Below are 23,311 nucleotides of genomic sequence, written 5' to 3'. Positions count from 1 at the left end.
ATCCGAGCCTCCGGGATCACCGCTCCGGGCCGGGTCCTGCTCAGTTGTCGAACCACACGGTGAGCCGGACGTTCTCGTCGCCGTGTACGGCGGCGAGGGCTTCCATCACGGACCACACCGGCTTCCATTCGCCCTCCGGTGGCACAGCCTCACGCCGGGTCATCCGCTCCAGCCGGTAGAGACGGTCGCCGTCGCGCCACTCCGTTCCCTCCGGCCAGTCCATCCGGCCGTAGCCATCGCCCACCCGGGTTGCCGGATCGGCCGGGAGTCCCGCCGCTTTGGCGAAGCGGGCACTCCAGGACGCCTTGGAGACGAGGACCCACGTACCGTCCACGGCTTCGTACTCATGGATCCGCCGGTCCGTGGTCTCGGCGGACTCGTCCCAGTCGACGCGCTTCAGTTCACTCCAGGCGATCCAGCTGGAACTGTGCGCGCCGGAATCCCAGTCCTCGTAATCCGCGCGTGCGGCGTCGGAGATCAGCTCGGGCAGCCCCCGATCCGCCGCGAGAGGGGCGAAGCCCGCATAGTTGCACACGCCGAACAGGCAGCCGAACGCGTCGTAGTTCCGGCCCTCATACAGCAGCTCCAGATCGACGGCCGCGGACCACGCGTCGTCCGGCCCCGCCCAGCGCGACCGGCACTCGATGAACCCATGAATGTCAGCTCCCATGGACGGAGATTCTCCGTACACATGGGAGCCGGCACCAACGGGTCTGCCCGAGCGCAGGGCAGAAGGGACTCAGACGAGTCCGGCGACGGCTGCGGTCGCGAACCCGTGGTCCTGCTCGGGAGCACCGCCACCGACCCCGACAGCGCCGATCAGCCGGCCGTCACGGTGCACCGGGACCCCACCGGCGATGAAGAGCAGCGGCCGGTCCAGCGCGGTCGGCAGCGTGTGGAAGAGGCCGCCCGGCTGGACCGCGTCGACGAGGTCGGCCGTGGGGGCGTCGAGCTGCAGCGCTGTGTACGCCTTGCGGGTGCTGGTCTCACCGGCGATGAGGACAGCCCGGTCGTCGCGGCGGAAGGCCAACAGGTGACCGCCGGCGTCGAGGACCGTGACGGCCGCCGCGACGCCCGCGGTCTCGGCGGCGGAACGGGCCGCTTCGATCAGCGCCTCCGCATCCTGCGTGGTCAGCGGGGCTACAGCGGTGGAGAGGGTGCTCATGGGGGGCTCCTTGGTGATGCGGTGACGGGTGGGGGATACGGGTGGTCAGCGCCGGGTGGCCGCGGGTACGGCGGCCTGCTCCGGAACGTGCGCGGCCACGAGACGGCTCCGGGCGGTCGTGCGGCGCTCCAGGGTGCTGGAGACGACGGCGAGCACCAGGGCGGAGGCGGCGAGCGCCGCGCCGACCCAGTTGGGCGCGGTGTAGCCGAGACCGGCGGCGATGACCATGCCGCCGAGCCACGCAGACAGGGCGTTGCCGAGGTTGAAGGCGCCGATGTTCACCGCCGAGGCGAGCGTCGGGGCGCCGGCCGCCTGGTCGAGCACCCGCTTCTGCAGCGGGGGGACGGTCGCGAAGCCCAGGCCGCCGATCAGGAAGATGGTGACGGCTGCCGCGATCTTGTTGTGGGCGGTGAGTGTGAACAGCGACAGGACGACGGCGAGGCCGCCCAGCGACACGAACAGCAGGGGCATCAGACGGCGGTCGGCGAACTTGCCGCCGAGCAGATTGCCTCCGACCATTCCGAGGCCGAAGAGAACCAGCAGCCAGGTGACGGACGAGGCCGAGTAGCCGGCGATCTCGGTCATCATCGGTGTGATGTACGTGATCGCGGCGAAGACTCCGCCGAAGCCCAGCACGGTCATCGCCATGGCCAGCAGCACCTGCACGTTGCGGAACGCGGCGAGCTCGTGGCGGAGCCGGACGCCTTCGGGCCGGGGCTGGTCGGGAACGAGCCTGGCCACGCCGAGCAGACCGATGACACCGAGCGCCGCGACGACGAAGAACGTGCTCCGCCAGCCGACGCTCTGCCCGATGTAGGTGCCCAGCGGCACACCCACCACGTTCGCGACGGTGAGGCCGGTGAACATCATGGCGATCGCGCCGGCCTTCTTGTGCGGGGCGACCAGATCGGCTGCCACCACCGACCCGATGCCGAAGAAGGCACCGTGGGCGAGCGAGGCGACCACCCGGCCCGCGAGCATCACTCCGAAGACGGGTGCGGTCGCGGAGACCACGTTGCCGATGACGAACAGGGCCATCAGGATCATCAGCATGCGCTTGCGGCTGACCTTGGTGCCGAGAAGGGTCATCAGAGGGGCTCCGATGACGACACCGAGCGCGTACCCGGTGACGAGGAAGCCTGCGGTCGGAATCGAGACCTGGAAGTCCGCGGCCACCTCGGGCAGCAGCCCCATGATCACGAACTCGGTCGTTCCGATGCCGAATGCCCCGATGGCGAGGGCGAGGAGCGCGAGCGGCATGGGTTTCACCTTCCCTGGAGATTGCGTCTGCGCCTTACGAGCGTCCACAATAATTGCAGACGCGGGTTAATTGCAAACGCGGGCTATTGCGTCCGTCGCCTATCCTGGACGCAAGCAGCTCCGGCACGGAGGAGAGACCCATGACAGCGACGGACCCGGCACTGACCGCCCTCTCCCAGGGCTGGTGCGCACTCTCCCTGCTCCACGGGCAGATCGAGGCCCGGATCGAGCGGGCTCTGCAGGCGGGGCACGGCCTCAGCGTCAGGGAGTACTCCCTGCTGGACGTCCTGAGCCGCCAGCACAACGGACCCGGCGGACACCTTCAGATGAAGCAGGTGGCCGACGCCGTCGTGCTCAGCCAGAGCGCCACCACCCGTCTGGTCACCCGCCTCGAAGACCGGGGCCTGCTGACCCGGTATCTCTGCGACACCGACCGGAGGGGCATTTACACCGATGTCACCGAAGCCGGTCTCGCCCTGCTCTCCGAGGCCAGGCCGACCAACGACACCGCTCTGCGGGCCGCCCTGGACGAGGCTGCCGAGAACCCCGAACTGGCCCCGCTCGTCCGTGCGGTCGAGGAGCTGAAGGTCCCCGTATAAGGGACCCGGCCCGGGGGCGCGGCGTAGGCTGCCGATCATGAGCGATCTGGAAATCCGCCCCGCAGCCGTCGGCGATCTCGCCCAGATCGTGGCCATGCTCGCCGACGATCCGCTGGGCGCCGGGCGTGAGTCGCCGGACGACCTGACCCCGTATCTCGCGGCGTTCCGGCGGCTGGCCGGCGATCCCCACCAGCATGTGATGGTTGCCGTACGGGCGGACCGTGTCGTCGGGACGCTCCAGCTGACCGTGATCCCCGGTCTCTCCAGGCGCGGCTCCACCCGGTCGGTGATCGAGGGCGTCCGTGTCCACGGGGACGAGCGCGGCAGCGGTCTCGGCACACAGCTGATCCAGTGGGCCGTGGATGAATCGCGGCGCCGGGGCTGCCAGTTGGTTCAGCTGACATCCGATGCGACCCGGGCCGACGCGCATCGCTTCTACGAACGGCTCGGCTTCGTGGCCAGCCACGTGGGCTTCAAACTCACCCTCTGACCGCAGCCGGGCATCCAAGGGAGCGACCGTGCACCGCATCAGCGACGAGCAGCGCCGCATCAGGATCGGGCGACGCCACCTCCTGGCCCCGTCGATGCGGCGGGAGTCCCCCGTAACGGTGGCCGACGCCCTCGTCGCCCTGCACGCCACCGACGCAGCCACCGTGTTCCTGTCGGCGTGCGCTCGGCTGAGGGCGCCTGAGGTCACCGCCGTGGAGAAGCACCTCTACGAGGATGTGTCGCTGGTCCGGCTGCTCTCCATGCGCAATACCCTCTTCGTCGTATCGGAGGAGATGGCTCCTCTGGTCGAGGCGTCGAATGCGCGCGCCGTCGCCGCCAAGGAACGCCGGACCCTCGTGAAACACCTGACGGAGGACGGCAACGGGCTGGACGAGCAATGGCTGGCCGCCACCGAGGAGTCCGTCCTCGCGACCCTCACCGTCCGGGGCTCTGCCACGGGCACCGAACTCTCCGCCGCCGTACCCGCTCTGCGCACCAAGATCACCGTCTTTCCCGGCAAGAAGCAGGAGGCGGTGCAGGGCGTGGCCTCACGGGTCATCCGGGTGCTGGCCGCCGAAGGACGGATCCGGCGGGACCGGCCGCGAGGATCCTGGACCTCCAGCCAGTTCCGGTGGACAGCTTCCGAGCCGCGTGCCGGACGCGAAACCAGCTGGGCGCAGACGGAGTTGGCCCTGCGCTGGCTCCGTTCGTACGGCCCCGCGTCCGAGGGAGACCTCAAGTGGTGGACGGGCTGGGGACTCGGCCAGGTCCGCAGGGCGCTGGCCGACGCGGGGGCGGAAGAGGTACGGCTCGACAACGGCGCCGCGGCCTGGGTCGCACCCGGGGACCAGGGGCCCGAGCCGGCGCCCGAGCCCTGGGCCGCCCTGCTGCCGGCGCTCGACCCGAGCGCCATGGGATGGGCCGATCGCGGATTCCACCTCCCGGCCGAACACCGGGCGGCACTCTTCGACCGCTCCGGCAATGTCGGCCCCACCGTGTGGTGGAACGGCCGGATCGTGGGCGGCTGGGCTCTGCGCGCCGATGGGGAGCCGGTCTGGCGGCTGCTCACCGATGTCGGCCGGGATGCCTCCACCGCGATCGAGGCGGAGGCATCCCGGTTGGCGCACTGGGTCGGCGAGGTCCGGATCACACCGCGCTTCCGCACGCCGCTGGAAAGGGAGTTGACGGGCTGACCGGCTCCGCACACCGTTTCACGTGAAACGGGCCGCTCAACTCCCCAGGCCGCGCCACCCGTCCTCGTCCACGCCCCCCGGAACGGCCGCTGCGGGATCGTACGGCTCACGGGTGAAGACGAACGACCCGAGATCCAGATGGTTCACGCTGCCGTCGTCATTCCGTACGACCCGAAGGGTCTCCCCCGCGTAGTAGCCGTCCAGCCCGATCCACGTACCGTCGGGGCGGGCGGTGAAACGGGCACCACGTCCCTGGCCGTTCAGGGGCTGCAGTTCGAGCCCGCGGCCGGGGGTCAGCCGCAGGATGTTCATACGCGTGCCCCAGTACCAAGGGCCGGTCAGCGCCAGAAGCTCGTCGTCCACCTCGGGCAGCGGGCGCCACGGATCCGGGATACGAGGCTCCGCCTCGGCGACGATGCCCACGAGCTCGGCGGCCACCTCGCCCACCGGCACGCCGGACGTGACATTGGCGAACGCGACAGCCGCCACATCGTCCTCGACGCTGAACCAGAGCGCTGCCAGAAAGCCCGGCAGCGACCCCGTGTGCCCCACTAGCGTGCGGCCCTTCCTCCGGACCACCTGAAGGCCCAGGCCGTACTGGCCGTCCCAGTCCCCCGACTCGGGCGCTGCGGCCGGCGCCCTCATCTCTGCCACGGACGCGGCCGCGAGCACCCGGTCGTCTCCCTCGGCAAGGAACGCGGCGAACCGGAGAAGATCGGCCGTGGTGGACCAGAGCTGCCCGGCCGGCGCCATCAGGCCAAGGTCCTCGGCCGGTTCGGGCAGCATGACGTCCGCCCACGGGTGCACGGCCCAGCCGCCTGCATGCGGGGCCTGTGCCTGCGGGGTCGTACGGTGCATGCCCAAGGGCTCCAGGATCTCGTTCCGCAGCACCTCCGCCCACGACGCTCCGCGTGCCGCTTCGACCAGTGCACCGAGCAGTGTGTAGCCGGGGTTGGAGTAGTGGTGCCGACGGCCGGCGGGATGCATCCGGCTCTGCTCGCCGAGCACGTCCTCGAGTTCGGGACGCAGACTGCCGGGAGTCCGCTCCCACCAGGGCGCGGGCGACTCGGCGCCGAGCCCCGCGCTGTGGCCGAGCAACTGATGAACGGTGACGTCACCCACACCCGTACCGGGCAGGTGCTTCTCCAGCGGATCGGCGAGATCCAGCAGGCCTTCGTCCCGCAGGCGCAGGACCAGCACGGCGGTGAACGTCTTCGTGAGGGAACCGATCCTGAACTGTGTATCGGCATCCGGTGCGTGCCCGTCTACACAGGTGCGAGAACCGCTCCAGACGACCTGGCCCTGTCGCTGCACGGCAGCGGCCAGAGAAGGCGAGCGGCCCTCGGCCTGGGCGGTGGCAATGCGGTGCAGCAACGCGCGCCGGGTACTCGGGAGCAACTGTTGATCAGAGGAAGTCATCGTCAACAACTACCTTCCGCACAGCCCGTTGGCGACCTCATTCCCGGCGGACACCGCGTCCCGGGTCTGCGGCCGAGCCACCGAGCAGGGGCACTGCGTACGAGCCCGGATCACGCACCGATGGGTTTCCCGTGCCGTGTTGGTCTGCACACGTGAGACCGACTCACGAAAGGCTGGCGCCATGCGAAAACTGATCTACGGCATGAACCTGACCCTGGACGGCTACATCGCCGCGCCCGGCGACGACATCGGCTGGAGCGTGCCGAGCGACGAGCTGTTCCAGTTCTGGTCCGACCAGTTGCAGGCGACCGAGCTGTCGCTGTACGGCGGCAAGCTGTGGCGGACGATGAGCTCCTACTGGCCGACCGGCGACCAGCAGCCCCACGCCACCCCGGCGGAGATCGAGTTCGCGCGCCGTTGGCGGGACATGTCCAAGGTGGTGTTCTCCTCGACGGTCGACGAGGTCGACTGGAACACCCGTCTGGTCACCGGCGACGCGGTCGCCGAGATCACCCGGCTCAAGACAGAGGACGGCGGTCCGATGGACATCGGCGGCGCGACGCTCGCCGGGGCGGCCATGCGGGCCGGGCTGATCGACGAATACGTGCTGGCCACCGCGCCGGTGCTGGTGGGCGGCGGCACACCGTTCTTCACCGCGCTGGACAACTGGGTGAACCTGAATCTGGTGGAGACGCGGACGCTTCCCTGCGGCGTGATCCTGACCAGGTACGAGACGAGGCGCTGAGCGCCCGTCACGCGACTCGGCCGGCTGCCGCGTACACGCCCGCCAGGTCAGGTCTGCGCCATGTCCACGAAGCGCGAGTAGTGCCCCTGGAAGGCGACGGTGATCGTCGCCGTCGGACCGTTACGGTGCTTGGCCACGATCAGGTCCGCCTCGCCCGCACGCGGCGACTCCTTCTCGTAGGCGTCCTCGCGGTGCAGCAGGATCACCATGTCGGCGTCCTGCTCGATCGATCCGGACTCACGGAGGTCGGAGACCATCGGCTTCTTGTCGGTGCGCTGCTCGGGGCCACGGTTCAGCTGGGAGAGCGCGATGACCGGCAGCTGGAGTTCCTTGGCCAGCAGCTTGAGGTTTCGGGACATGTCCGAGACCTCCTGCTGACGGCTCTCGGCACGTTTCGAGCCACCGGACTGCATCAGCTGCAGATAGTCGATGACCACCAGCTTGAGGTCGTTGCGCTGCTTCAGCCGACGGCACTTCGCCCGGATCTCCATCATGGAGAGGTTCGGGGAGTCATCGATGTAGAGCGGGGCCGCGGAGACATCCGGCATCCGCCGCGCCAGCCGCGTCCAGTCCTCGTCCGTCATGGTGCCCGAGCGCATGTGGTGCAGCGCCACCCTCGCCTCGGCGGAGAGGAGACGCATCGCGATCTCGTTCCGTCCCATTTCGAGGGAGAAGATCACACTGGGCAGATTGCTCTTGATCGAGCAGGCGCGGGCGAAGTCCAGGGCGAGCGTGGACTTACCCATGGCCGGGCGAGCCGCGATGACGACCATCTGGCCCGGGTGAAGGCCGTTGGTCAGAGCGTCGAGGTCGGTGAAACCGGTCGGCACACCAGTCATCTCGCCGCTGCGTGAACCGATCGCCTCGATCTCGTCGAGCGCGCCCTCCATGATGTCGCCCAGCGGCAGGTAGTCCTCGCTGGTCCGCTGCTCGGTGACGGCGTAGATCTCGGCCTGGGCGGAGTTGACGATGTCGTCGACATCGCCGTCGGCCGCGTATCCCATCTGCGTGATCTTCGTGCCGGCCTCGACGAGCCGCCGCAGGACGGCACGCTCATGGACGATCTCGGCGTAGTACGAAGCGTTGGCCGCGGTCGGCACCGACTGGACCAGGGTGTGCAGATAGGGAGCTCCCCCCACCTTGGTGATCTCGCCGCGCTTGACCAGTTCGGCCGCCACCGTGATCGGGTCGGCCGGTTCGCCCTTGGCATAGAGGTCGAGGATCGCCTGATAGACGGTCTCGTGCGCGGGCCGGTAGAAGTCGTGGCCCTTGATGATCTCCACGACGTCGGCGATGGCGTCCTTGGACAGGAGCATGCCACCGAGGACGGACTGTTCCGCGTCGAGGTCCTGGGGCGGGACCCGCTCGAACCCGGGGGAACCGCCCTCCCAGCCGCTGCTCTCCCGGCCTCGCTCGTGCTGCTCGCCGCGGTCCCTGCTCTCACCCCGACGCTGGCGGGAAACGGGCAGCCGGTCGCTGGGACCGGTGTCGGCCCAGGGATCGTCCAAAGGCTCGGGAATGCTCATCCGGCCACCTCCTCCCGTCCGCTCCGCGGACCTAGCCGTGCCACTCTTTCTTACGGCACGGCACCGACAAACAAGACGCCCGACTCCGGTTCCGGTGTGTCGGGTTCTGCGGGTTTCCAGGGCCGAAACGAGGTGGGGGCGCCGGACCACGGTAGGCGCCTCGGCACCGTCAGCCAATCTGGTTATCCACAGGGCATGTGGACGACGGACCAGATGCTGTGGAGAAGTCCGCAGAACCTGTGCACGGACCGGGGGACAGCACTGTGGACAAACTCATAGCCACGCCGCCATCAGCGGCTTGACCTGCACTTTCTCCATCCACGGGCTGTGGGGGAGAAAAACTTTCCAAGTCAGCACAAGATCGCGGCAACCGGCACATGCCAGAACGTCACTCCACGGCATTTGTAAGGATCGCAAACCGCTTGCATCCATTACCTGTGGAAGATTAGATTGGCTCCCATGATCCAGGCACCGGCGACCCCGCCGTCCCGTCGCAGGCGACACGACCGCGAGATCATCGCGCTCGCCGTCCCCGCCTTCGGCGCCCTCGTGGCAGAGCCCCTTTTCGTGATGGTCGACAGTGCCATCGTCGGCCACCTCGGGACTCCACAACTGGCCGGTCTGGCCGTTGCCGCAGCCTTGCTGATGACCGGCGTGAGCATCTTCGTCTTCCTGGCCTACGCCACCACCGCGGCTGTCGCACGACGGGTCGGTGCCGGCGACCTGCCGTCCGCGATCCGCCAGGGAATGGACGGGATCTGGCTGGCGATCCTGCTCGGCCTCGCCGTCATCGCCCTGGCGCTCCCCCTGGCCCCCTGGCTCGTCGAGGTGTTCGGCGCCTCCGACACCGCGGCCCCCTACGCGACCACCTACCTCCGGATCTCCAGCCTCGGCATCCCCGCGATGCTCGTGGTGATGGCCGCGACCGGTGTGCTCCGGGGCCTGCAGAACACCCGCACCCCGCTCTACGTCGCCATCGGCGGATTCGCCGCCAACGGGGCCCTCAACGCCGGCCTCGTCTACGGTGCCGGGCTCGGCATCGCGGGATCGGCCTGGGGCACGGTGATCGCCCAGATCGGCATGGCGGTCGCCTATCTCGTGGTCGTGGTCCGTGGCGCCCGGCGCCACGGGGCCTCGCTGCGCCCCGACGCCGCCGGCATCAAGGCCAGCGCCCGGGCAGGCGTGCCCCTTCTGGTCCGCACGCTGTCACTCCGCGCCGTCCTGCTCATCGCCACCGCCGTCGCCGCCCGGCTGGGCGACACCGACATCGCCGCGCACCAGATCATTCTGTCGCTGTGGAGCCTGATGGCCTTCGCGCTGGATGCCATCGCCATCGCGGGCCAGGCCATCATCGGGCGCTATCTGGGGGCCGGTGACACCAAGGGCGCCCGTGAGGCCTGCCGCCGCATGGTGGAGTGGGGAGTCGTCGCCGGCGTCGTGTTCGGCGCACTGATCGTTCTTGCCCGTCCGCTGTTCGTCCCGCTCTTCACCAGCGACCAGTCCGTGCAGGACACGCTGTTCCCCGCCCTGCTGGTGGTTGCGCTGACCCAGCCGGTCGCCGGAGTCGTCTTCGTCCTGGACGGCGTACTGATGGGCGCCGGGGACGGGACCTATCTGGCCTGGGCCATGCTCGTCACCCTGGCGGTCTTCGCCCCGGCGGCCCTGCTGGTTCCCGTCCTCGGGGGCGGCCTGACCACGCTGTGGTGCGCGATGGCTCTCATGATGCTCGTACGCATGGCGACGCTCTGGCTTCGCGCCCGCTCCGGCAGATGGGTGGTCACGGGCGCCACCCGCTGAGCCCACCGCTCCGGACCCGTTTCAAGTGAAGAGCCGTCCCGATCCTCGTAGGGACCGGTCCCGTTTCACGTGGAGACCGGTCCCGTTTCACGTGGAGACCGGTCCCCGTTTCACGTGAAACGGAGCCGCCCGGCAACGGCGAAGGGCCGCACCCTCGGGGTGCGGCCCTTCACTGTTCTGCTGAGGTGCGGCCCGATCAGGCAGCAACAACCTCGACGCCGAGCTTCGCAGCGACCTCGGGGTGCAGACGCACGGACACCTGGTGTCCGCCGAGCGTCTTGATCGGCGAGCCGAGCTCGACGCGACGCTTGTCGACATCCGGGCCACCCGCAGCCTTGATCGCCGAAGCGATGTCGGCAGGGGTGACAGAGCCGAAGAGACGGCCGGCGTCGCCGGAGCGAACGGCCAGACGGACCTTCACGGCCTCGAGCTTGGACTTGATCTCGTTGGCCTGCTCGATCGTGGCGATCTCGTGGATCTTGCGGGCGCGGCGGATCTGCGCCACGTCCTTCTCGCCACCCTTGGTCCAGCGGATGGCAAAGCCACGCGGAACCAGGTAGTTACGGGCGTACCCGTCCTTGACGTCAACGACGTCGCCAGCAGCACCGAGGCCGGAGACCTCGTGGGTGAGGATGATCTTCATGATTCGGTCACCCTTCCCTTATCGCGCGGTGGACGTGTAGGGCAGCAGCGCCATCTCACGGCTGTTCTTGACAGCCGTGGCGACGTCACGCTGGTGCTGAGTGCAGTTGCCGGTGACGCGGCGGGCACGGATCTTGCCGCGGTCGGAAATGAACTTCCGCAGCATGTTCGTGTCCTTGTAGTCCACGTACTGGGTCTTGTCCTTGCAGAACGCGCAGACCTTCTTCTTAGGCTTGCGCACAGGCGGCTTCGCCATGGTGTTTCTCCTGTGTGATCAAGAAGTGGGGGTACGAGCTGCCCTAGAAGGGAGGCTCGTCCGAGTAGCCGCCGCCAGAACCGCCGGAGCCGCCGGAGCTTCCGCCCCAACCGCCTCCGCCGCTCTGCTGGCCCCCGCCCTGCTGGCCGCCGGCCGGCGCGCTCGTGGCCCACGGGTCGTCGGCGGGAGCACCGCCACCACCCTGCTGGCCACCAGCACCGGGACTGCCGCCCCAGTTACCGCCACCCTGCTGGCCGCCGCCGTATCCACCCTGGCCGCCGCCCTGGCCACCACGACCGGTGGTCTTGGTGACCTTGGCAGTCGCGCTCTTGAGACTGGGGCCGACTTCCTCGACGTCCAGCTCGTAGACCGTGCGCTTGACGCCCTCGCGGTCTTCGTACGACCGCTGCTTCAGCCGGCCCTGCACGACAACGCGCATGCCTCGCGTGAGCGACTCGGCGACGTTCTCCGCCGCCTGACGCCAGACCGAGCAGGTGAGGAACAGGCCTTCGCCGTCCTTCCACTCATTGGTCTGCCGGTCGAAGATGCGGGGTGTGGACGCGACGCGGAACTTCGCGACCGCCGCACCGGACGGGGTGAAGCGCAGCTCGGGGTCGTCGACGAGATTGCCGACGACCGTGATGACGGTCTCGCCTGCCATGGATGAACCTCTCGGCGGGGATTGCTTCTGGCTGCTTGCTGCTACTCGAACCCGATGACCACTGAGCTAGAAGCTCAGTGGATCTCGGGACGGAGGACCTTGGTCCGGAGGACCGACTCGTTCAGGTTCATCTGGCGGTCAAGCTCCTTGACGACCGCAGGCTGGGCCTGCAGGTCGATGACCGAGTAGATGCCCTCGGGCTTCTTCTTGATCTCGTAAGCGAGCCGACGACGGCCCCAGGTGTCGACCTTCTCAACCTTTCCTTCGCCCTCACGGACGACGGAGAGGAAGTTCTCGATCAGCGGGGAGACTGCTCGCTCCTCGAGATCGGGGTCGAGGATGACCATCACCTCGTAGTGACGCATGTGGAACCCACCTCCTTTGGACTCAGCGGCCACGGTCGTTCCGTGGCAGGAGGGTCGTGATGCGTAAGCAACAGTGTCTCCGAGTAAAACAGCCGCCACTGACAACGCCCTCCTTCGAGAAGGGGCTGACTGTGCTGGCCTGGGCAGACACCGGTGCAGACCGTACAGAGTACCTGCAGACCGGCTTCCGGTTGAAATCCGGTGGTCAGGAGACGCAATCTGTACACATCGGGTGTGAGCGGCGCCACGACGCGCCGCCTTTCGGCCAGGAGGTACTCCATGGCACAAGCAATGCGATCCCGCCCCCGCTCCTCCGTCTCCCTCTTCGCGACGGACGGCAAGCCCCACCCGCTCCAGGACACCCTGGTGGCCGTGACGGTGGTTCTCGGCGCCCTCGCGTTCGTGACGGCGATGTTCCACAGCCTGCATCTGATCAGCTCGTGGGCCGGGCTCGTCGGATTCCTCACGGGCGGTTACGGGCTGTACATCTCCGCCACCACACGGGAGAGGTTCCCGTTGCTGGTCGGCATGGGCGCGGCCGGCCTCGGGTTCTTCCTGGGTATGGCCCACGGCGGACTCTTCGGCGGCGTGATCGGCTGACCGCGGCGCAGCACCGCCCCGGCAGCCTGCGGGGCGGCGCCGTCCACGGACGGGGCCGCCCCGTGCGCCGTACCGGCACCGCACGCACGACGGGGCCAGACCGCGCGCTTCCCGGTCACAGTAGGCTTCGGCGCGAGAGCCGGAGCCCCTGACCCATGGGGACACACCTGCCGAGGAGCGCCCCGCATGAGCCTGACCCTGAGGACCATCAGCCGAGAGCAGCATCTGGCGTACATCCAGAGCCTGCCCGCGGCCAGTCACATGCAGGTCCCGGCATGGGCGGATGTGAAGGCCGAGTGGCGCTCGGAGAGCCTGGGCTGGTTCGACAAGGGCGGCCAGCTCGTCGGCGCCGGCCTGGTGCTCTACCGGCAGCTGCCCAAGATCAAGCGATACCTCGCGTATCTGCCCGAGGGCCCGGTCATCAACTGGTACGCCCCCAATCTGAACGACTGGCTGCAGCCGATGCTGGCGCATCTCAAGCAGCAGGGCGCCTTCTCCGTGAAGATGGGCCCGCCGGTCGTCATCCGCCGCTGGGACGCCGCCGCCATCAAGGCCGGCATCCAGGACCCGGACGTCAAGCGTCTGCGCGACGTCGAGGCCACCCACATCGAGCCCCGTGCCTTCGAAGTCGCGGACCGGCTGCGGAAGATGGGCTGGCAGCAGGGAGAGGACGGCGGCGCCGGATTCGGTGACGTACAGCCTCGCTACATCTTCCAGGTGCCGCTGGCCAACCGCTCCCTCGAAGACGTGCACAAGGGCTTCAACCAGCTCTGGCGGCGCAACATCAAGAAGGCCGAGAAGGCCGGTGTCGAGGTCGTCCAGGGGAGCTACGCGGAGCTCGCCGAGTGGCAGCGCCTTTACGAGATCACGGCGGAGCGTGACCACTTCCGCCCGCGCCCGCTCGGCTACTTCCAGCGCATGTGGACGGCCCTCAACAACGAGGACCCCAACCGGATGCGGCTCTATTTCGCGCGTCACGAGGGCGAGAACGTCGCGGCCGCGACCATGCTGATCGTGGGCGGGCACGTCTGGTACTCGTACGGCGCCTCGGCCAACCACAAGCGCGAGGTCCGTCCCTCGAACGCGATGCAGTGGCGGATGCTGCGTGACGCGTACGCGATGGGTGCCACCGTCTACGACCTGCGCGGCATCTCCGATTCGCTGGACGAGACCGATCACCTCTTCGGCCTGATCCAGTTCAAGGTGGGTACCGGCGGCCAGGCCGCGGAGTACCTCGGTGAGTGGGACTTCCCGCTCAACAAGCTGCTGCACAAGGCTCTCGACATCTACATGTCACGCCGCTGATCCGCCGAGCAAGGCTGACGAAACCGGCTTTATTCGTTTCAATGGGCTCTTCCGGCAGGACCTGAGAAGGCGCTTCCGGAGCACCGCACACCACCGACACCACCGCAGCCACCAGAAAGGTTCCGGACCGGCCATGGCGCTCTCCCTGTACGTCGACACCGCGCGCTGGCGGGCGCACCAGAAATCCGTGCTCGACCAGTTCCCCGGCCTGGTACCGGTCTGCAAGGGCAACGGGTACGGCTTCGGCCACGAGCGGCTGGCCGACGAGGCGATCCGTTTCGGCTCCGACATCCTCGCGGTCGGCACCACCTACGAAGCGGCCCGCATCAAGGACTGGTTCAGCGGTGATCTGCTGGTGCTCACGCCGTTCCGGCGGGGCGAGGAGCCGGTGCCGCTGCCCGACCGGGTCATCCGCTCCGTCTCCTCCGTGGACGGCGTGCACGCGCTGGTGGGCGCCCGTGTCGTCATCGAGTGCATGAGCTCGATGAAGCGCCACGGCGTCAAGGAGGAGGAGCTCGGGCAGCTGCACGCCGCCATCGAGGACGTGCGCCTCGAGGGTTTCGCCCTGCACCTCCCGCTGGACCGGACGGACGGCTCGGACGCGGTCGAAGAGGTCATCGCCTGGATGGACCGTCTCCGGGCGGCCCGGCTGCCGCTGCACACGATGTTCGTGAGCCACCTGCGTGCCGAGGAGCTGGGCCGGCTGCAGCAGCAGTTCCCGCAGACCCGGTTCCGCGCCCGCATCGGCACCCGGCTGTGGCTGGGTGACCACGAGGCGACGGAGTACCGGGGCGCGGTGCTCGACGTCACGCGCGTCGTCAAGGGCGACCGGTTCGGCTACCGGCAGCAGAAGGCCGCCTCCGACGGCTGGCTGGTCGTCGTCGCGGGCGGCACGTCGCACGGCGTGGGCCTGGAGGCCCCGAAGGCCCTGCACGGTGTGATGCCGCGCGCCAAGGGGGTCGCCCGGGCGGGGCTGGCCACCGTCAACCGCAACCTGTCGCCGTTCGTCTGGGCCGGCAAGCAGCGCTGGTTCGCCGAGCCGCCGCACATGCAGGTGTCGATCCTGTTCGTGCCCTCGGACGCGGAGGAGCCACGGGTGGGCGACGAACTGGTGGCCCATCTGCGTCACACGACGACCCAGTTCGACCGGCTCGTCGACCGCTGAGGCCCCCGGGCCGCCGGTCGCTCAGTCGGCGGCCGGCGTGCCCGCCGTGCCCCATTCCACTCGCGGTCCCGTCTCGGTGAACGCGGCATGGCGCGGCGGATGCGCCGCCGCGTGCCCGAGGACGAAGACGTCCTCGGCCCCGTCGAGAACCCCGCCCGACGGATCGTCCGAGCCGTCACGCCGCACCACGTCGCGCTCCGGCATCAGGATGTCCCGTACGACCACGGCGCAGAGGTAGAGCGTGCCCAGCAGGTGCAGGACGATCGCCAGCTGATAGCCCTCCGTCGGCAGTCCCTGGTGCTTGTCCCCGCTCGTCGTGTAGGCGAGGTACATCCAGATGCCCAGGAAGTACATGACCTCGCACGCCTGCCAGATCAGGAAGTCCCGCCAGCGCGGCCTGGCCAGCACGGCGAGCGGGATCAGCCACAGCACGTACTGCGGTGAGTAGACCTTGTTGACGAGGATGAACACCGCGACGACGAGAAACGCCAGCTGGGCGAAGCGCGGCCGGCGCGGTGCCGTCAGCGTCAGCGCCCCGATCGCTGCGCACAGGCCGACCGTCGCCAGCGTGGAGACCGTGTTGACCGTGGAGACCTCGATGGATTCACCGGTGCGCTGGGTGATGACCAGCCAGAAGGAGCCGAAGTCGATCGAGCGCTCCTGGCTGAAGGTGTAGAACTTCTTCCAGCCCTCGGGCGCGAACACCATCACCGGCAGGTTGACCACCAGCCAGGAGGCGGCCGCGCCGAGCGTCGCCACCGAGAACTCCCGCCACTTCCCGGCCCGCCAGCACAGGACGAAGGCCGGGCCCAGCAGGAACACGGGATAGAGCTTGGCGGCCGTGGCCAGCCCGATCAGAATGCCGAACGCGAGGGGGCGGCTCCGGGACCACATGAGCATCGCCGCGGCCGTGAGGGCGACGGCCAGCAGGTCCCAGTTGATGGTGGCCGTGAGGGCGAACGCGGGCGCCAGCGCCACCAGCAGGCCGTCCCAGGGGCGGCGGCGGTGTGTGCGTGCGACACACACGGCCAGGACGGCGGTGCAGATCATCAGCATGCCCGCGTTGACGAGCCAGTAGGCCTGTTCCTGCTCCTGCATGGAGCCGCCCGGGGTGAACCAGGCGGCGACCTGCATGAACACACCGGTGAGGACCGGGTACTCCAGGAACTGCATGTCACCGGGCAGCCGGTCGAAGTACGGCACCAGACCCTCGGCGAAGCCGCGTCCGGAGTACAGATGCGGAATGTCGGAGTAGCAGGCATGGGTGTACTGCGAGCCCGCACCCCTGAACCACGCCCAGTTGTAGCAGGGCAGCTTCTGCACCATACCGAGCGCGAACATCCCGATCGCCACCAGCGCGACAGCGCCCACGGGGGTGAGCGCGGTGCTGCCGAGCCGGGTCCAGCGCCCCGACCTCCCACCGATCAACTCGCTGCCGGCCGCGGCGATCTCGTCCTGGTGCGTGGGCCGTACGACGGACCGTTCCTGGTGCACGCTCGTGTCCTCTGCGCTTGGCATGCCGCACATCCTGCCGTACCGGACTGTGGAAACGTCGAGGGCCGCCGCACCCCGTGGTGCGGCGGCCCTCGTCATACTGCTCGGATCGCCTCGCGCGGGCCCGTCGGACGCGCGAGGGTGGACGCTATCCGCCGCCGCCGATCCAGCCGGTCCCGTTGCTGTTGGCGTTGCCGGCGCCACCTGTGTCGGGCGAGGGGCTGGTACCCCCGTCGGTCTCGCCCTCCGTGGTTCCGGTGGTGGTCCCGGCATCCGTGCCGCCGGTCCCGCCGTCGGTCGTCCCGGCGTCGGCGCCGCCGTCGGTCCAGCCTGTGGAATTGCCGCCGTTGTTGTTCTGGCAGTTCACGTCCCACGTGCCGCAGGTCGTCTGCGACGGGTCGGGCGTGGGGTTCTCAGGAGTGGGAGACGGCTTGACGGTCTCCGTCTCGGTCGGCGTCGGGGTGGGCGTCGGCGTGGGCGTCGGCGTGGGGCTCTTCGCTCCGCCTCCGTAGACCGTTTCGCCGATCGGCTCCGGCTTCGGGAAGGACAGCTTCTCCTGGCCGTCCAACGCCTCGGCCATGTAGTCGTGCCAGATCTGCGCGGGGAACGACGCACCGTGGATCGACGTCTCACCACCGGTGCCGTACATCTTCAGGAACTTGCGGTCCTTGTTCTTCTCGTTGTCGTCCAGCCGGTACATGCTGATCGCGGTCGACAACTGCGGCGTGTAGCCCACGAACCAGGCGGACAGGTTGTCGTCCGTCGTACCCGTCTTGCCCGCGACGTCCCGCCCGGGAAGCTTGGCCGGTGTGCCGGTTCCCTTGTCGACGACGTTCTTGAGGACGTCGGTGACGTTGTCGGCGATGATGTTGGAGAAGGCGCTCTTGGCCACCACCTTGTGCTGGTAGACGACCTCGCCGCCCTTCTTCACCTCGGTCACCGAGAAGGGCTCACGCTGCTGGCCGCTGGCCGCGAAGGTGGCGTACGCCCCGGCCATACGGGTCGTACTGGGCGAGGAGGTGCCGATCGAGAACGACGGCACGCTCGCGTTCGCCATGTACTGGTCGTCCTTCAGGCCCGCAGCGAGGGCCACGTCCTTCACCTTGTCGGTGCCGACGTCCATGCCCAGCTGCACGTAGGGAGAGTTGGCGGACACCCGCATCGCCTCGCGCAGGGTGACGTTGCCCAGCGAGTCGTCCCCGTCGTTGACCTGGAGCCACTCCTTGCCGTTCTCGTCCGTCCAGACGTCGCCGTTGTACTTCTTGATCTTCAGCTTGTTGTCGCCGTTGTAGATGCTCTTCGGCGAGACCTTCGTACGCTGCGACTCGTCCTGCTCGGGACCGCCCGAGGGATCCCGCTTGCCGTACTCCATCGCTGCCGCCAGGACGAACGGCTTGAAGGTCGAGCCGACCGCGGCGCCGGTGGGATCGGCGTTGCTGGTGTAGTGCTTCGTCGCGTCGACACCGCCGTAGATCGCCTCGATGGCTCCGGTCTTCGGATTCACCGACGAGCCGCCGAACTGGACGTGGGTGTCCTTCGTGGGGCGCTTCTTGAGGTCGATCTTCTCGTCGTAGACCCGCTTGACGGCCTTGCTGAGCTGGGCGACCTTCTTCTTGTCGAAGGTCGTGTGGATCTCGTAGCCGCCCTGGTCGAGCTGGTCGCGGGTGATGTCGTAGTTGCTGAGGAAGTTGGACCGGGCCATGGCGACGAGGTAGCCGATCTGGCCGCCCAGCTGAGCGTCCTTCTTCGGCTTGTCGGGCATCGGGAACTCGGTGTACTTGTCGCGTTCCGACTGCTCCATGCGGCCGTCCTTGACCTCCTCGTCAAGGATCCACTTCCAGCGCTTGATCGCCCGTGCCGTGTTCTTCTCCGGGGTCGCCTCCACCGGGTCGACCTCCACGGCACCCGCGGGGTCGTAGTAGCTGGCCCCCTTGAGCAGGGTGGCCAGGAAGGCGCACTGGCTCGGGTCCAGCGCCTTGGCGTCCTTGCCGTAGTACGTACGGGCTGCCGCCTGGATGCCGGAGGCGCCACGTCCGTAGTACGAGACGTTGAGGTACCCCGCCATGATCTGCTTCTTGTCCATCTCGCTGCCGACCTTCAGCGTGATGAAGAGTTCTTCGAACTTGCGGCTCAGGGTCTGGTCCTGCGAGAGCCGCGAGTTCTTCACGTACTGCTGGGTGATCGTCGAGCCACCCTGGGTCTGGCCGCCCTTGGCCATGTTGAACACGGCCCGGGCGATGCCCATCGGGTCGATGCCGTGGTCGGTGTCGAAGGTCTTGTTCTCCGCCGAGATGACGGCGTTGCGCATCGCTTCCGGGATCTGGGCGTAGTCGATGATCTGGCGGTTGACATCACCGCCGGTGGCCACCATCTGCGAGCCGTCTTTCCAGAAGTAGACGTTGTTCTCCGCCTTCGCGGCCGCCTGGACCTCGGGTTTGGCGACCATCGCGTACGCAAGGCCGGCGAGCCCCATCAGAAGGCCGAGAAAGGCGATGCACAGCCCGGAGACCAGCTTCCACGACGGCATCCAGCGCCGCACGCCGTACCTGCCGGCTCGCGGGTAGTCGATGAAGCGCTTCTTGGCCGGACGCTGGCTTCCGCGCCCACGCCCACGGCCGGGGCCCTCGTGGCCGCCGTCCCCGCCTCCGCGACGTCGGCCGCCGCCCCCGCCGTCGGAGCCGCCGCGGCCACCGCCGCCGCGCTGTGCGGCCCGTCTGGCCGCGGCGCGCCCGCCGTACGGGGAATCCTCGCCATAGGAATCGGAAGGTGATTCAGACGTCACTCCACGTGACGGTGCCGCGCGGCGTCCAGTGGACTGCTGGGCGGCTCGTCTGGCCGCGGCACGCCCGCCACCTTGCGGTTGCGGCATCTTGCGACGGTGCTCGCTCATCGAACGACTACTCCTCGGGCAGGCGAGATCGCCTGGAAGCGGCAGTTGAGATCCGGTCCCCCCGAATTACGGACCAGCCCTGCGACAGGCTCATCCGCAGTGCATCCGGTCAGTCCGCGAAAACTGACGCGTTCGGACGTCACGCGGTTCCCGGTGGTCTGCATGCCGCACAGACTACGCACGGTCAAAACCCTCCTGGGGCCGAACTTCACCCCAAATTACGCAAGTCGGTTGCTACGAATTAGCGATGTGACGCCGCTCACTAAGGCCCCCCTTGTCGCAGCCCTCAGTCCGATCTATCGTGCTGATGTATCGAGTCGATACATCAGCTCGGTACATCGACCCGGTACATCGGCTCGGCACAAAGTCACGTGAGAGCACTCGGAGAAGGAGGAGGCGAGGTTGAGCAGACGCTCAGGCATCCTCGAGTTCGCCGTCCTCGGGCTGCTCCGCGAGTCCCCGATGCACGGTTACGAGCTGCGCAAGCGCCTCAATACCTCGTTGGGGATCTTCCGTGCCTTCAGCTACGGAACCCTTTACCCCTGCCTCAAGACGCTGGTCGCCAACGGCTGGTTGATCGAGGAACCGGGGAATGTTCCGGCAGACCTTCCGCCCGGCGCCGGCCGTGCGGTCGCCCCCGCCTCTTCACTGGCAGGGCGCCGCGCCAAGATCGTCTACCGGTTGACGGCAGAAGGTAAGGAACACTTCGAGGAACTGCTCTCGCACACCGGCCCCGACTCCTGGGAGGACGAGCACTTCGCTGCTCGTTTCGCCTTCTTCGGGCAGACGGAGCACGACGTGCGGATGCGGGTGCTGGAAGGCCGTCGCAGCCGGCTGGAGGAGCGCCTCGAGAAGATGAGCGCCTCTCTGGCCCGCACCCGCGAGCGCCTCGACGACTACACACTTGAGCTTCAGCGACACGGCATGGAGTCCGTGGAGCGCGAAGTGCGCTGGCTGAACGAGCTCATCGAGAGCGAGCGGTCGGGACGGGATCAGCGACGATCCTCGCCCGAGGGCTCAGCTCAGCAGAACACCGCAGGAGAGCCGGACGGCCTGCCCCGGCGGGGTAACAACCCGCCGGATCCGTCCGGCGACACCGCCAAGTGAGTTCCCCGCAGATCCGCGGGGCCTCATCAGGAACATCCATTACACACAGGGAGCAACCGGAATGGGTTCGGTTCGCGTAGCCATCGTCGGCGTGGGCAACTGCGCCGCCTCGCTGGTCCAGGGCGTCGAGTACTACAAGGACGCCGATCCGGCCGGCAAGGTGCCCGGCCTGATGCACGTCCAGTTCGGCGATTACCACGTCAGCGACGTCGAGTTCGTCGCCGCCTTCGACGTCGACGCGAAGAAGGTCGGCCTCGACCTCTCGGACGCCATCGGCGCCAGCGAGAACAACACCATCAAGCTCTGCGACGTGCCGAGCGCCGGCGTGACCGTCCAGCGCGGCCACACCCACGACGGCCTGGGCAAGTACTACCGCGAGACCATCGAGGAGTCGGCCGAGGCCCCGGTCGACATCGTCCAGATCCTCAAGGACCGCAAGGTCGACGTCCTCGTCTGCTACCTGCCCGTCGGCTCCGAGGTCGCTGCGAAGTTCTACGCGCAGTGCGCCATCGACGCCAAGGTCGCGTTCGTCAACGCCCTCCCGGTCTTCATCGCCGGCACCAAGGAGTGGGCGGACAAGTTCACCGAGGCCGGTGTCCCGATCGTCGGCGACGACATCAAGTCGCAGGTCGGCGCCACCATCACGCACCGCGTGATGGCGAAGCTCTTCGAGGACCGGGGCGTCGTCCTGGACCGCACGATGCAGCTGAACGTCGGCGGCAACATGGACTTCAAGAACATGCTCGAGCGTGAGCGCCTTGAGTCCAAGAAGATCTCGAAGACGCAGGCCGTCACCTCGCAGATCCGTGACCGCGACCTCGGTGCGGACAACGTCCACATCGGTCCGTCGGACTACGTGGCCTGGCTGGACGACCGCAAGTGGGCGTACGTGCGCCTTGAGGGCCGCGCGTTCGGCGACGTTCCGCTGAACCTGGAGTACAAGCTCGAGGTCTGGGACTCCCCGAACTCGGCCGGTGTCATCATCGACGCCGTCCGCGCCGCGAAGATCGCGAAGGACCGCGGCATCGGCGGCCCGATCCTCTCCGCTTCCTCGTACTTCATGAAGTCCCCGCCGGTCCAGTACTTCGACGACGAGGCCCGCGAGAACGTCGAGAAGTTCATCCGCGGTGAGGTCTCCCAGTAACGTCACCTGACACGGTGCATCGGCGCGGAGCAGTGAGGAGCGGCAACGCTCCTTGGCTCACGCACCCTTGAGGGTCCCCGGGCAATCCGCCCGGGGACCCTCAACGTATGTGACCCTTGCTCCCATGCCCGTCGTGCGTGACCTGCGCGTACTCCTGCGCCTTCGGAACTTCCGCCGCCTGCTGGCCGTGCGGATCCTGTCCCAGTCGGCCGACGGCGTCTATCAGGTGGCTCTCGCGGCGCATGTCGTCTTCTCTCCGGAGAAGCAGGCATCAGCCGGGGCGATCGCCTCCGCAATGGCCGTACTCCTGCTGCCCTACTCGCTCATCGGCCCGTTCGCCGGTGTGCTGCTGGACCGCTGGCCGCGCAGGCAGGTCTTCCTGTACGGCAACCTGCTGCGCGCCGCGCTCGCCTGCTGTACCGCGCTCCTGATCCTCGGCTCAGCCCCCGACTGGCTCTTCTATGCCTCGGCGCTCTGTGTGACCGCGGTCAACCGTTTCGTCCTGGCCGGCCTCTCCGCCGCGCTGCCACGCGTCGTCGACCGGGACCTGCTGGTCCTGGCCAACTCGCTGTCACCGACCGCGGGCACCCTCGCCGCCACGGCGGGCGGCGGTCTCGCCTTCGCTGTTCGCCTGATCCTCTCGGACTCCGACGCCGCGGTGGTGCTCCTGGGCGCCGGCCTGTATCTCGCCTCGGCACTGGCCTCCCTGAGCCTGGCTTCCGGCCTGCTGGGTCCGGACCGGAGCGAAAGCCACCTTCGCCTGCGTGCGGCACTGGTCACTACCGCACGCGGGCTGCGCCACGGATTGCACCATCTGGCAGAACGGAGGAGCGCCGCGCGGGCACTGGCCGCCATGACGGTGATCCGCTTCTGTTACGGGGCGCTGACGGTCATGGTCCTGATGCTGTGCCGGTACGCCTGGACCGACAACGACTCCGACGGGCTGGCGCTGCTCGGCCTGGCGGTCGGGGTGTCCGGTGCGGGCTTCTTCGCAGCGGCTGTACTGACTCCCTGGGCCGCAGGCCGACTGGGACGGTTCCGCTGGATGGTGGTGTGTGCTGCGGCGGCCGCTGTTCTTGAGCCGGCCCTGGGCCTCTGGTTCAGGCCCGCCCCGATGCTCGTCGCAGCGTTCGTTCTCGGCCTGGTGACCCAGGGAGCGAAAATCGCGACGGACACCGTGGTGCAGACGGCGGTGGACGACTCGTTCCGCGGCAGAGTCTTCTCGCTCTATGACGTGCTGTTCAACGTGGCCTTCGTGGGCGCCGCCGCAGCCTCCGCACTCCTCCTTCCCGCAGACGGGAGATCAGCAACGGTGGTGATCGGCGTCGCTCTCCTCTACGCCCTCACGGCCGTGATGCTGTGGCGATGGAGCAGGACCGACCGGGCGCGCCGATTCGACTGAGGGCGCTGTTTCACGTGAAACAGCGCCCTCGACGTATCCGCGGCTGGTCATGTTTCACGTGAAACATGACCAGCCGCCCTGGGGACC

Annotated in this window: 22 protein-coding genes; 11 read left to right on the top strand and 11 right to left on the bottom strand. The window is 68.3% G+C overall.

Annotated elements, in window-relative coordinates:
* Nucleotides 1–40: 40 nt before the first annotated feature.
* The 3 genes from OG446_RS18710 to OG446_RS18700 form a co-directional block, all read right to left on the bottom strand.
* Nucleotides 41–670, bottom strand: coding sequence for a hypothetical protein (locus tag OG446_RS18710; protein ID WP_328895124.1), 630 nt, complete (start codon nt 668–670; stop codon nt 41–43).
* 69 nt (nt 671–739) lie between these two features.
* A complete protein-coding gene (locus OG446_RS18705) occupies nt 740–1,165 on the bottom strand; it encodes a GlcG/HbpS family heme-binding protein (RefSeq protein ID WP_328895123.1) in 426 nt (141 codons plus the stop codon).
* Between the two features lie 45 nt (nt 1,166–1,210).
* On the bottom strand, nt 1,211–2,425 hold the full coding sequence (locus tag OG446_RS18700; RefSeq protein WP_328895122.1) for an MFS transporter: 1,215 nt from the start codon (nt 2,423–2,425) through the stop codon (nt 1,211–1,213).
* Between the two features lie 140 nt (nt 2,426–2,565).
* Between OG446_RS18700 and OG446_RS18695 the strand changes: the two genes are divergently transcribed.
* The 3 genes from OG446_RS18695 to OG446_RS18685 are packed head-to-tail and all read left to right on the top strand — an operon-like array spanning nt 2,566 to nt 4,706.
* Complete coding sequence (locus OG446_RS18695) at nt 2,566–3,024, top strand: MarR family winged helix-turn-helix transcriptional regulator (RefSeq protein WP_326659940.1); 459 nt, start codon at nt 2,566–2,568, stop codon at nt 3,022–3,024.
* Nucleotides 3,025–3,061: 37 nt separating this feature from the next.
* Nucleotides 3,062–3,514 carry a GNAT family N-acetyltransferase gene (locus OG446_RS18690; RefSeq protein WP_328895121.1) on the top strand — a complete coding sequence of 151 codons (453 nt, stop codon included), beginning with the start codon at nt 3,062–3,064 and terminating at the stop codon, nt 3,512–3,514.
* A gap of 28 nt (nt 3,515–3,542) precedes the next feature.
* Nucleotides 3,543–4,706, top strand: coding sequence for a winged helix DNA-binding domain-containing protein (locus OG446_RS18685; protein WP_328895120.1), 1,164 nt, complete (start codon nt 3,543–3,545; stop codon nt 4,704–4,706).
* A gap of 36 nt (nt 4,707–4,742) precedes the next feature.
* On the opposite strand, the gene OG446_RS18680 is transcribed toward OG446_RS18685, so the two are convergent.
* The gene (locus OG446_RS18680) at nt 4,743–6,125 is read right to left on the bottom strand and encodes a serine hydrolase domain-containing protein (RefSeq protein ID WP_328895119.1); all 1,383 of its coding nucleotides are present in this window, start codon (nt 6,123–6,125) and stop codon (nt 4,743–4,745) included.
* Between the two features lie 181 nt (nt 6,126–6,306).
* Between OG446_RS18680 and OG446_RS18675 the strand changes: the two genes are divergently transcribed.
* Nucleotides 6,307–6,870, top strand: a complete 564-nt coding sequence (locus OG446_RS18675) for a dihydrofolate reductase family protein (RefSeq protein ID WP_328895118.1) — start codon at nt 6,307–6,309, stop codon at nt 6,868–6,870.
* A 47-nt stretch (nt 6,871–6,917) separates the two neighbouring features.
* On the opposite strand, the gene dnaB is transcribed toward OG446_RS18675, so the two are convergent.
* Nucleotides 6,918–8,396, bottom strand: a complete 1,479-nt coding sequence (dnaB, locus tag OG446_RS18670) for a replicative DNA helicase (protein WP_148019636.1) — start codon at nt 8,394–8,396, stop codon at nt 6,918–6,920.
* Between the two features lie 459 nt (nt 8,397–8,855).
* On the opposite strand from dnaB, the gene OG446_RS18665 reads away from it, so the two are divergent.
* Nucleotides 8,856–10,193 (top strand): MATE family efflux transporter, encoded by a 1,338-nt coding sequence (locus OG446_RS18665; protein ID WP_328895117.1) that lies wholly within the window; start codon nt 8,856–8,858, stop codon nt 10,191–10,193.
* Nucleotides 10,194–10,389: 196 nt separating this feature from the next.
* Here OG446_RS18665 and rplI read toward each other — a convergent pair whose 3' ends face one another.
* From rplI to rpsF, 4 genes are all read right to left on the bottom strand, one after another.
* A complete protein-coding gene (gene rplI / locus OG446_RS18660) occupies nt 10,390–10,836 on the bottom strand; it encodes a 50S ribosomal protein L9 (RefSeq protein WP_073733221.1) in 447 nt (148 codons plus the stop codon).
* An 18-nt stretch (nt 10,837–10,854) separates the two neighbouring features.
* On the bottom strand, nt 10,855–11,091 hold the full coding sequence (gene rpsR / locus OG446_RS18655) for a 30S ribosomal protein S18 (RefSeq protein WP_003967857.1): 237 nt from the start codon (nt 11,089–11,091) through the stop codon (nt 10,855–10,857).
* 43 nt (nt 11,092–11,134) lie between these two features.
* Nucleotides 11,135–11,752: a single-stranded DNA-binding protein gene (locus OG446_RS18650; protein WP_328895116.1), complete on the bottom strand. Its 618-nt coding sequence runs from the start codon at nt 11,750–11,752 to the stop codon at nt 11,135–11,137.
* A gap of 74 nt (nt 11,753–11,826) precedes the next feature.
* Nucleotides 11,827–12,117 (bottom strand): 30S ribosomal protein S6, encoded by a 291-nt coding sequence (rpsF, locus tag OG446_RS18645; protein ID WP_148019639.1) that lies wholly within the window; start codon nt 12,115–12,117, stop codon nt 11,827–11,829.
* A gap of 279 nt (nt 12,118–12,396) precedes the next feature.
* Here rpsF and OG446_RS18640 point away from each other — a divergent pair, with 279 nt between their 5' ends.
* The 3 genes from OG446_RS18640 to OG446_RS18630 all read left to right on the top strand — a co-directional run bounded on the left by OG446_RS18640 (nt 12,397) and on the right by OG446_RS18630 (nt 15,187).
* The gene (locus tag OG446_RS18640) at nt 12,397–12,717 is read left to right on the top strand and encodes a hypothetical protein (RefSeq protein WP_328895115.1); all 321 of its coding nucleotides are present in this window, start codon (nt 12,397–12,399) and stop codon (nt 12,715–12,717) included.
* A 186-nt stretch (nt 12,718–12,903) separates the two neighbouring features.
* A complete protein-coding gene (locus OG446_RS18635) occupies nt 12,904–14,022 on the top strand; it encodes a lipid II:glycine glycyltransferase FemX (protein ID WP_219569104.1) in 1,119 nt (372 codons plus the stop codon).
* A 133-nt stretch (nt 14,023–14,155) separates the two neighbouring features.
* Nucleotides 14,156–15,187 (top strand): alanine racemase, encoded by a 1,032-nt coding sequence (locus tag OG446_RS18630; protein ID WP_136330867.1) that lies wholly within the window; start codon nt 14,156–14,158, stop codon nt 15,185–15,187.
* A gap of 21 nt (nt 15,188–15,208) precedes the next feature.
* Here the strand turns inward: OG446_RS18630 and OG446_RS18625 are convergent, their stop codons facing one another.
* Together OG446_RS18625 and OG446_RS18620 are read right to left on the bottom strand one after the other, a co-directional pair.
* On the bottom strand, nt 15,209–16,705 hold the full coding sequence (locus OG446_RS18625; protein ID WP_328895114.1) for a glycosyltransferase family 87 protein: 1,497 nt from the start codon (nt 16,703–16,705) through the stop codon (nt 15,209–15,211).
* A 124-nt stretch (nt 16,706–16,829) separates the two neighbouring features.
* The gene (locus OG446_RS18620; RefSeq protein WP_328895113.1) at nt 16,830–19,571 is read right to left on the bottom strand and encodes a transglycosylase domain-containing protein; all 2,742 of its coding nucleotides are present in this window, start codon (nt 19,569–19,571) and stop codon (nt 16,830–16,832) included.
* 402 nt (nt 19,572–19,973) lie between these two features.
* Between OG446_RS18620 and OG446_RS18615 the strand changes: the two genes are divergently transcribed.
* The 3 genes from OG446_RS18615 (at nt 19,974) to OG446_RS18605 (ending at nt 23,224) form a co-directional block, all read left to right on the top strand.
* A complete protein-coding gene (locus OG446_RS18615) occupies nt 19,974–20,678 on the top strand; it encodes a PadR family transcriptional regulator (protein WP_328895112.1) in 705 nt (234 codons plus the stop codon).
* 61 nt (nt 20,679–20,739) lie between these two features.
* Nucleotides 20,740–21,822, top strand: coding sequence for an inositol-3-phosphate synthase (locus OG446_RS18610; protein WP_328895111.1), 1,083 nt, complete (start codon nt 20,740–20,742; stop codon nt 21,820–21,822).
* Nucleotides 21,823–21,946: 124 nt separating this feature from the next.
* Nucleotides 21,947–23,224, top strand: a complete 1,278-nt coding sequence (locus OG446_RS18605) for an MFS transporter (RefSeq protein WP_328895110.1) — start codon at nt 21,947–21,949, stop codon at nt 23,222–23,224.
* Nucleotides 23,225–23,311 lie beyond the last annotated feature (87 nt).

Origin of the sequence: Streptomyces sp. NBC_00236, assembly GCF_036195045.1 — a bacterium.
Classification (GTDB): Bacteria; Actinomycetota; Actinomycetes; order Streptomycetales; family Streptomycetaceae; genus Streptomyces.
Note: the sequence above shows the minus strand (reverse complement) of the source record. Positions and strands in the feature narration are given on the sequence as shown.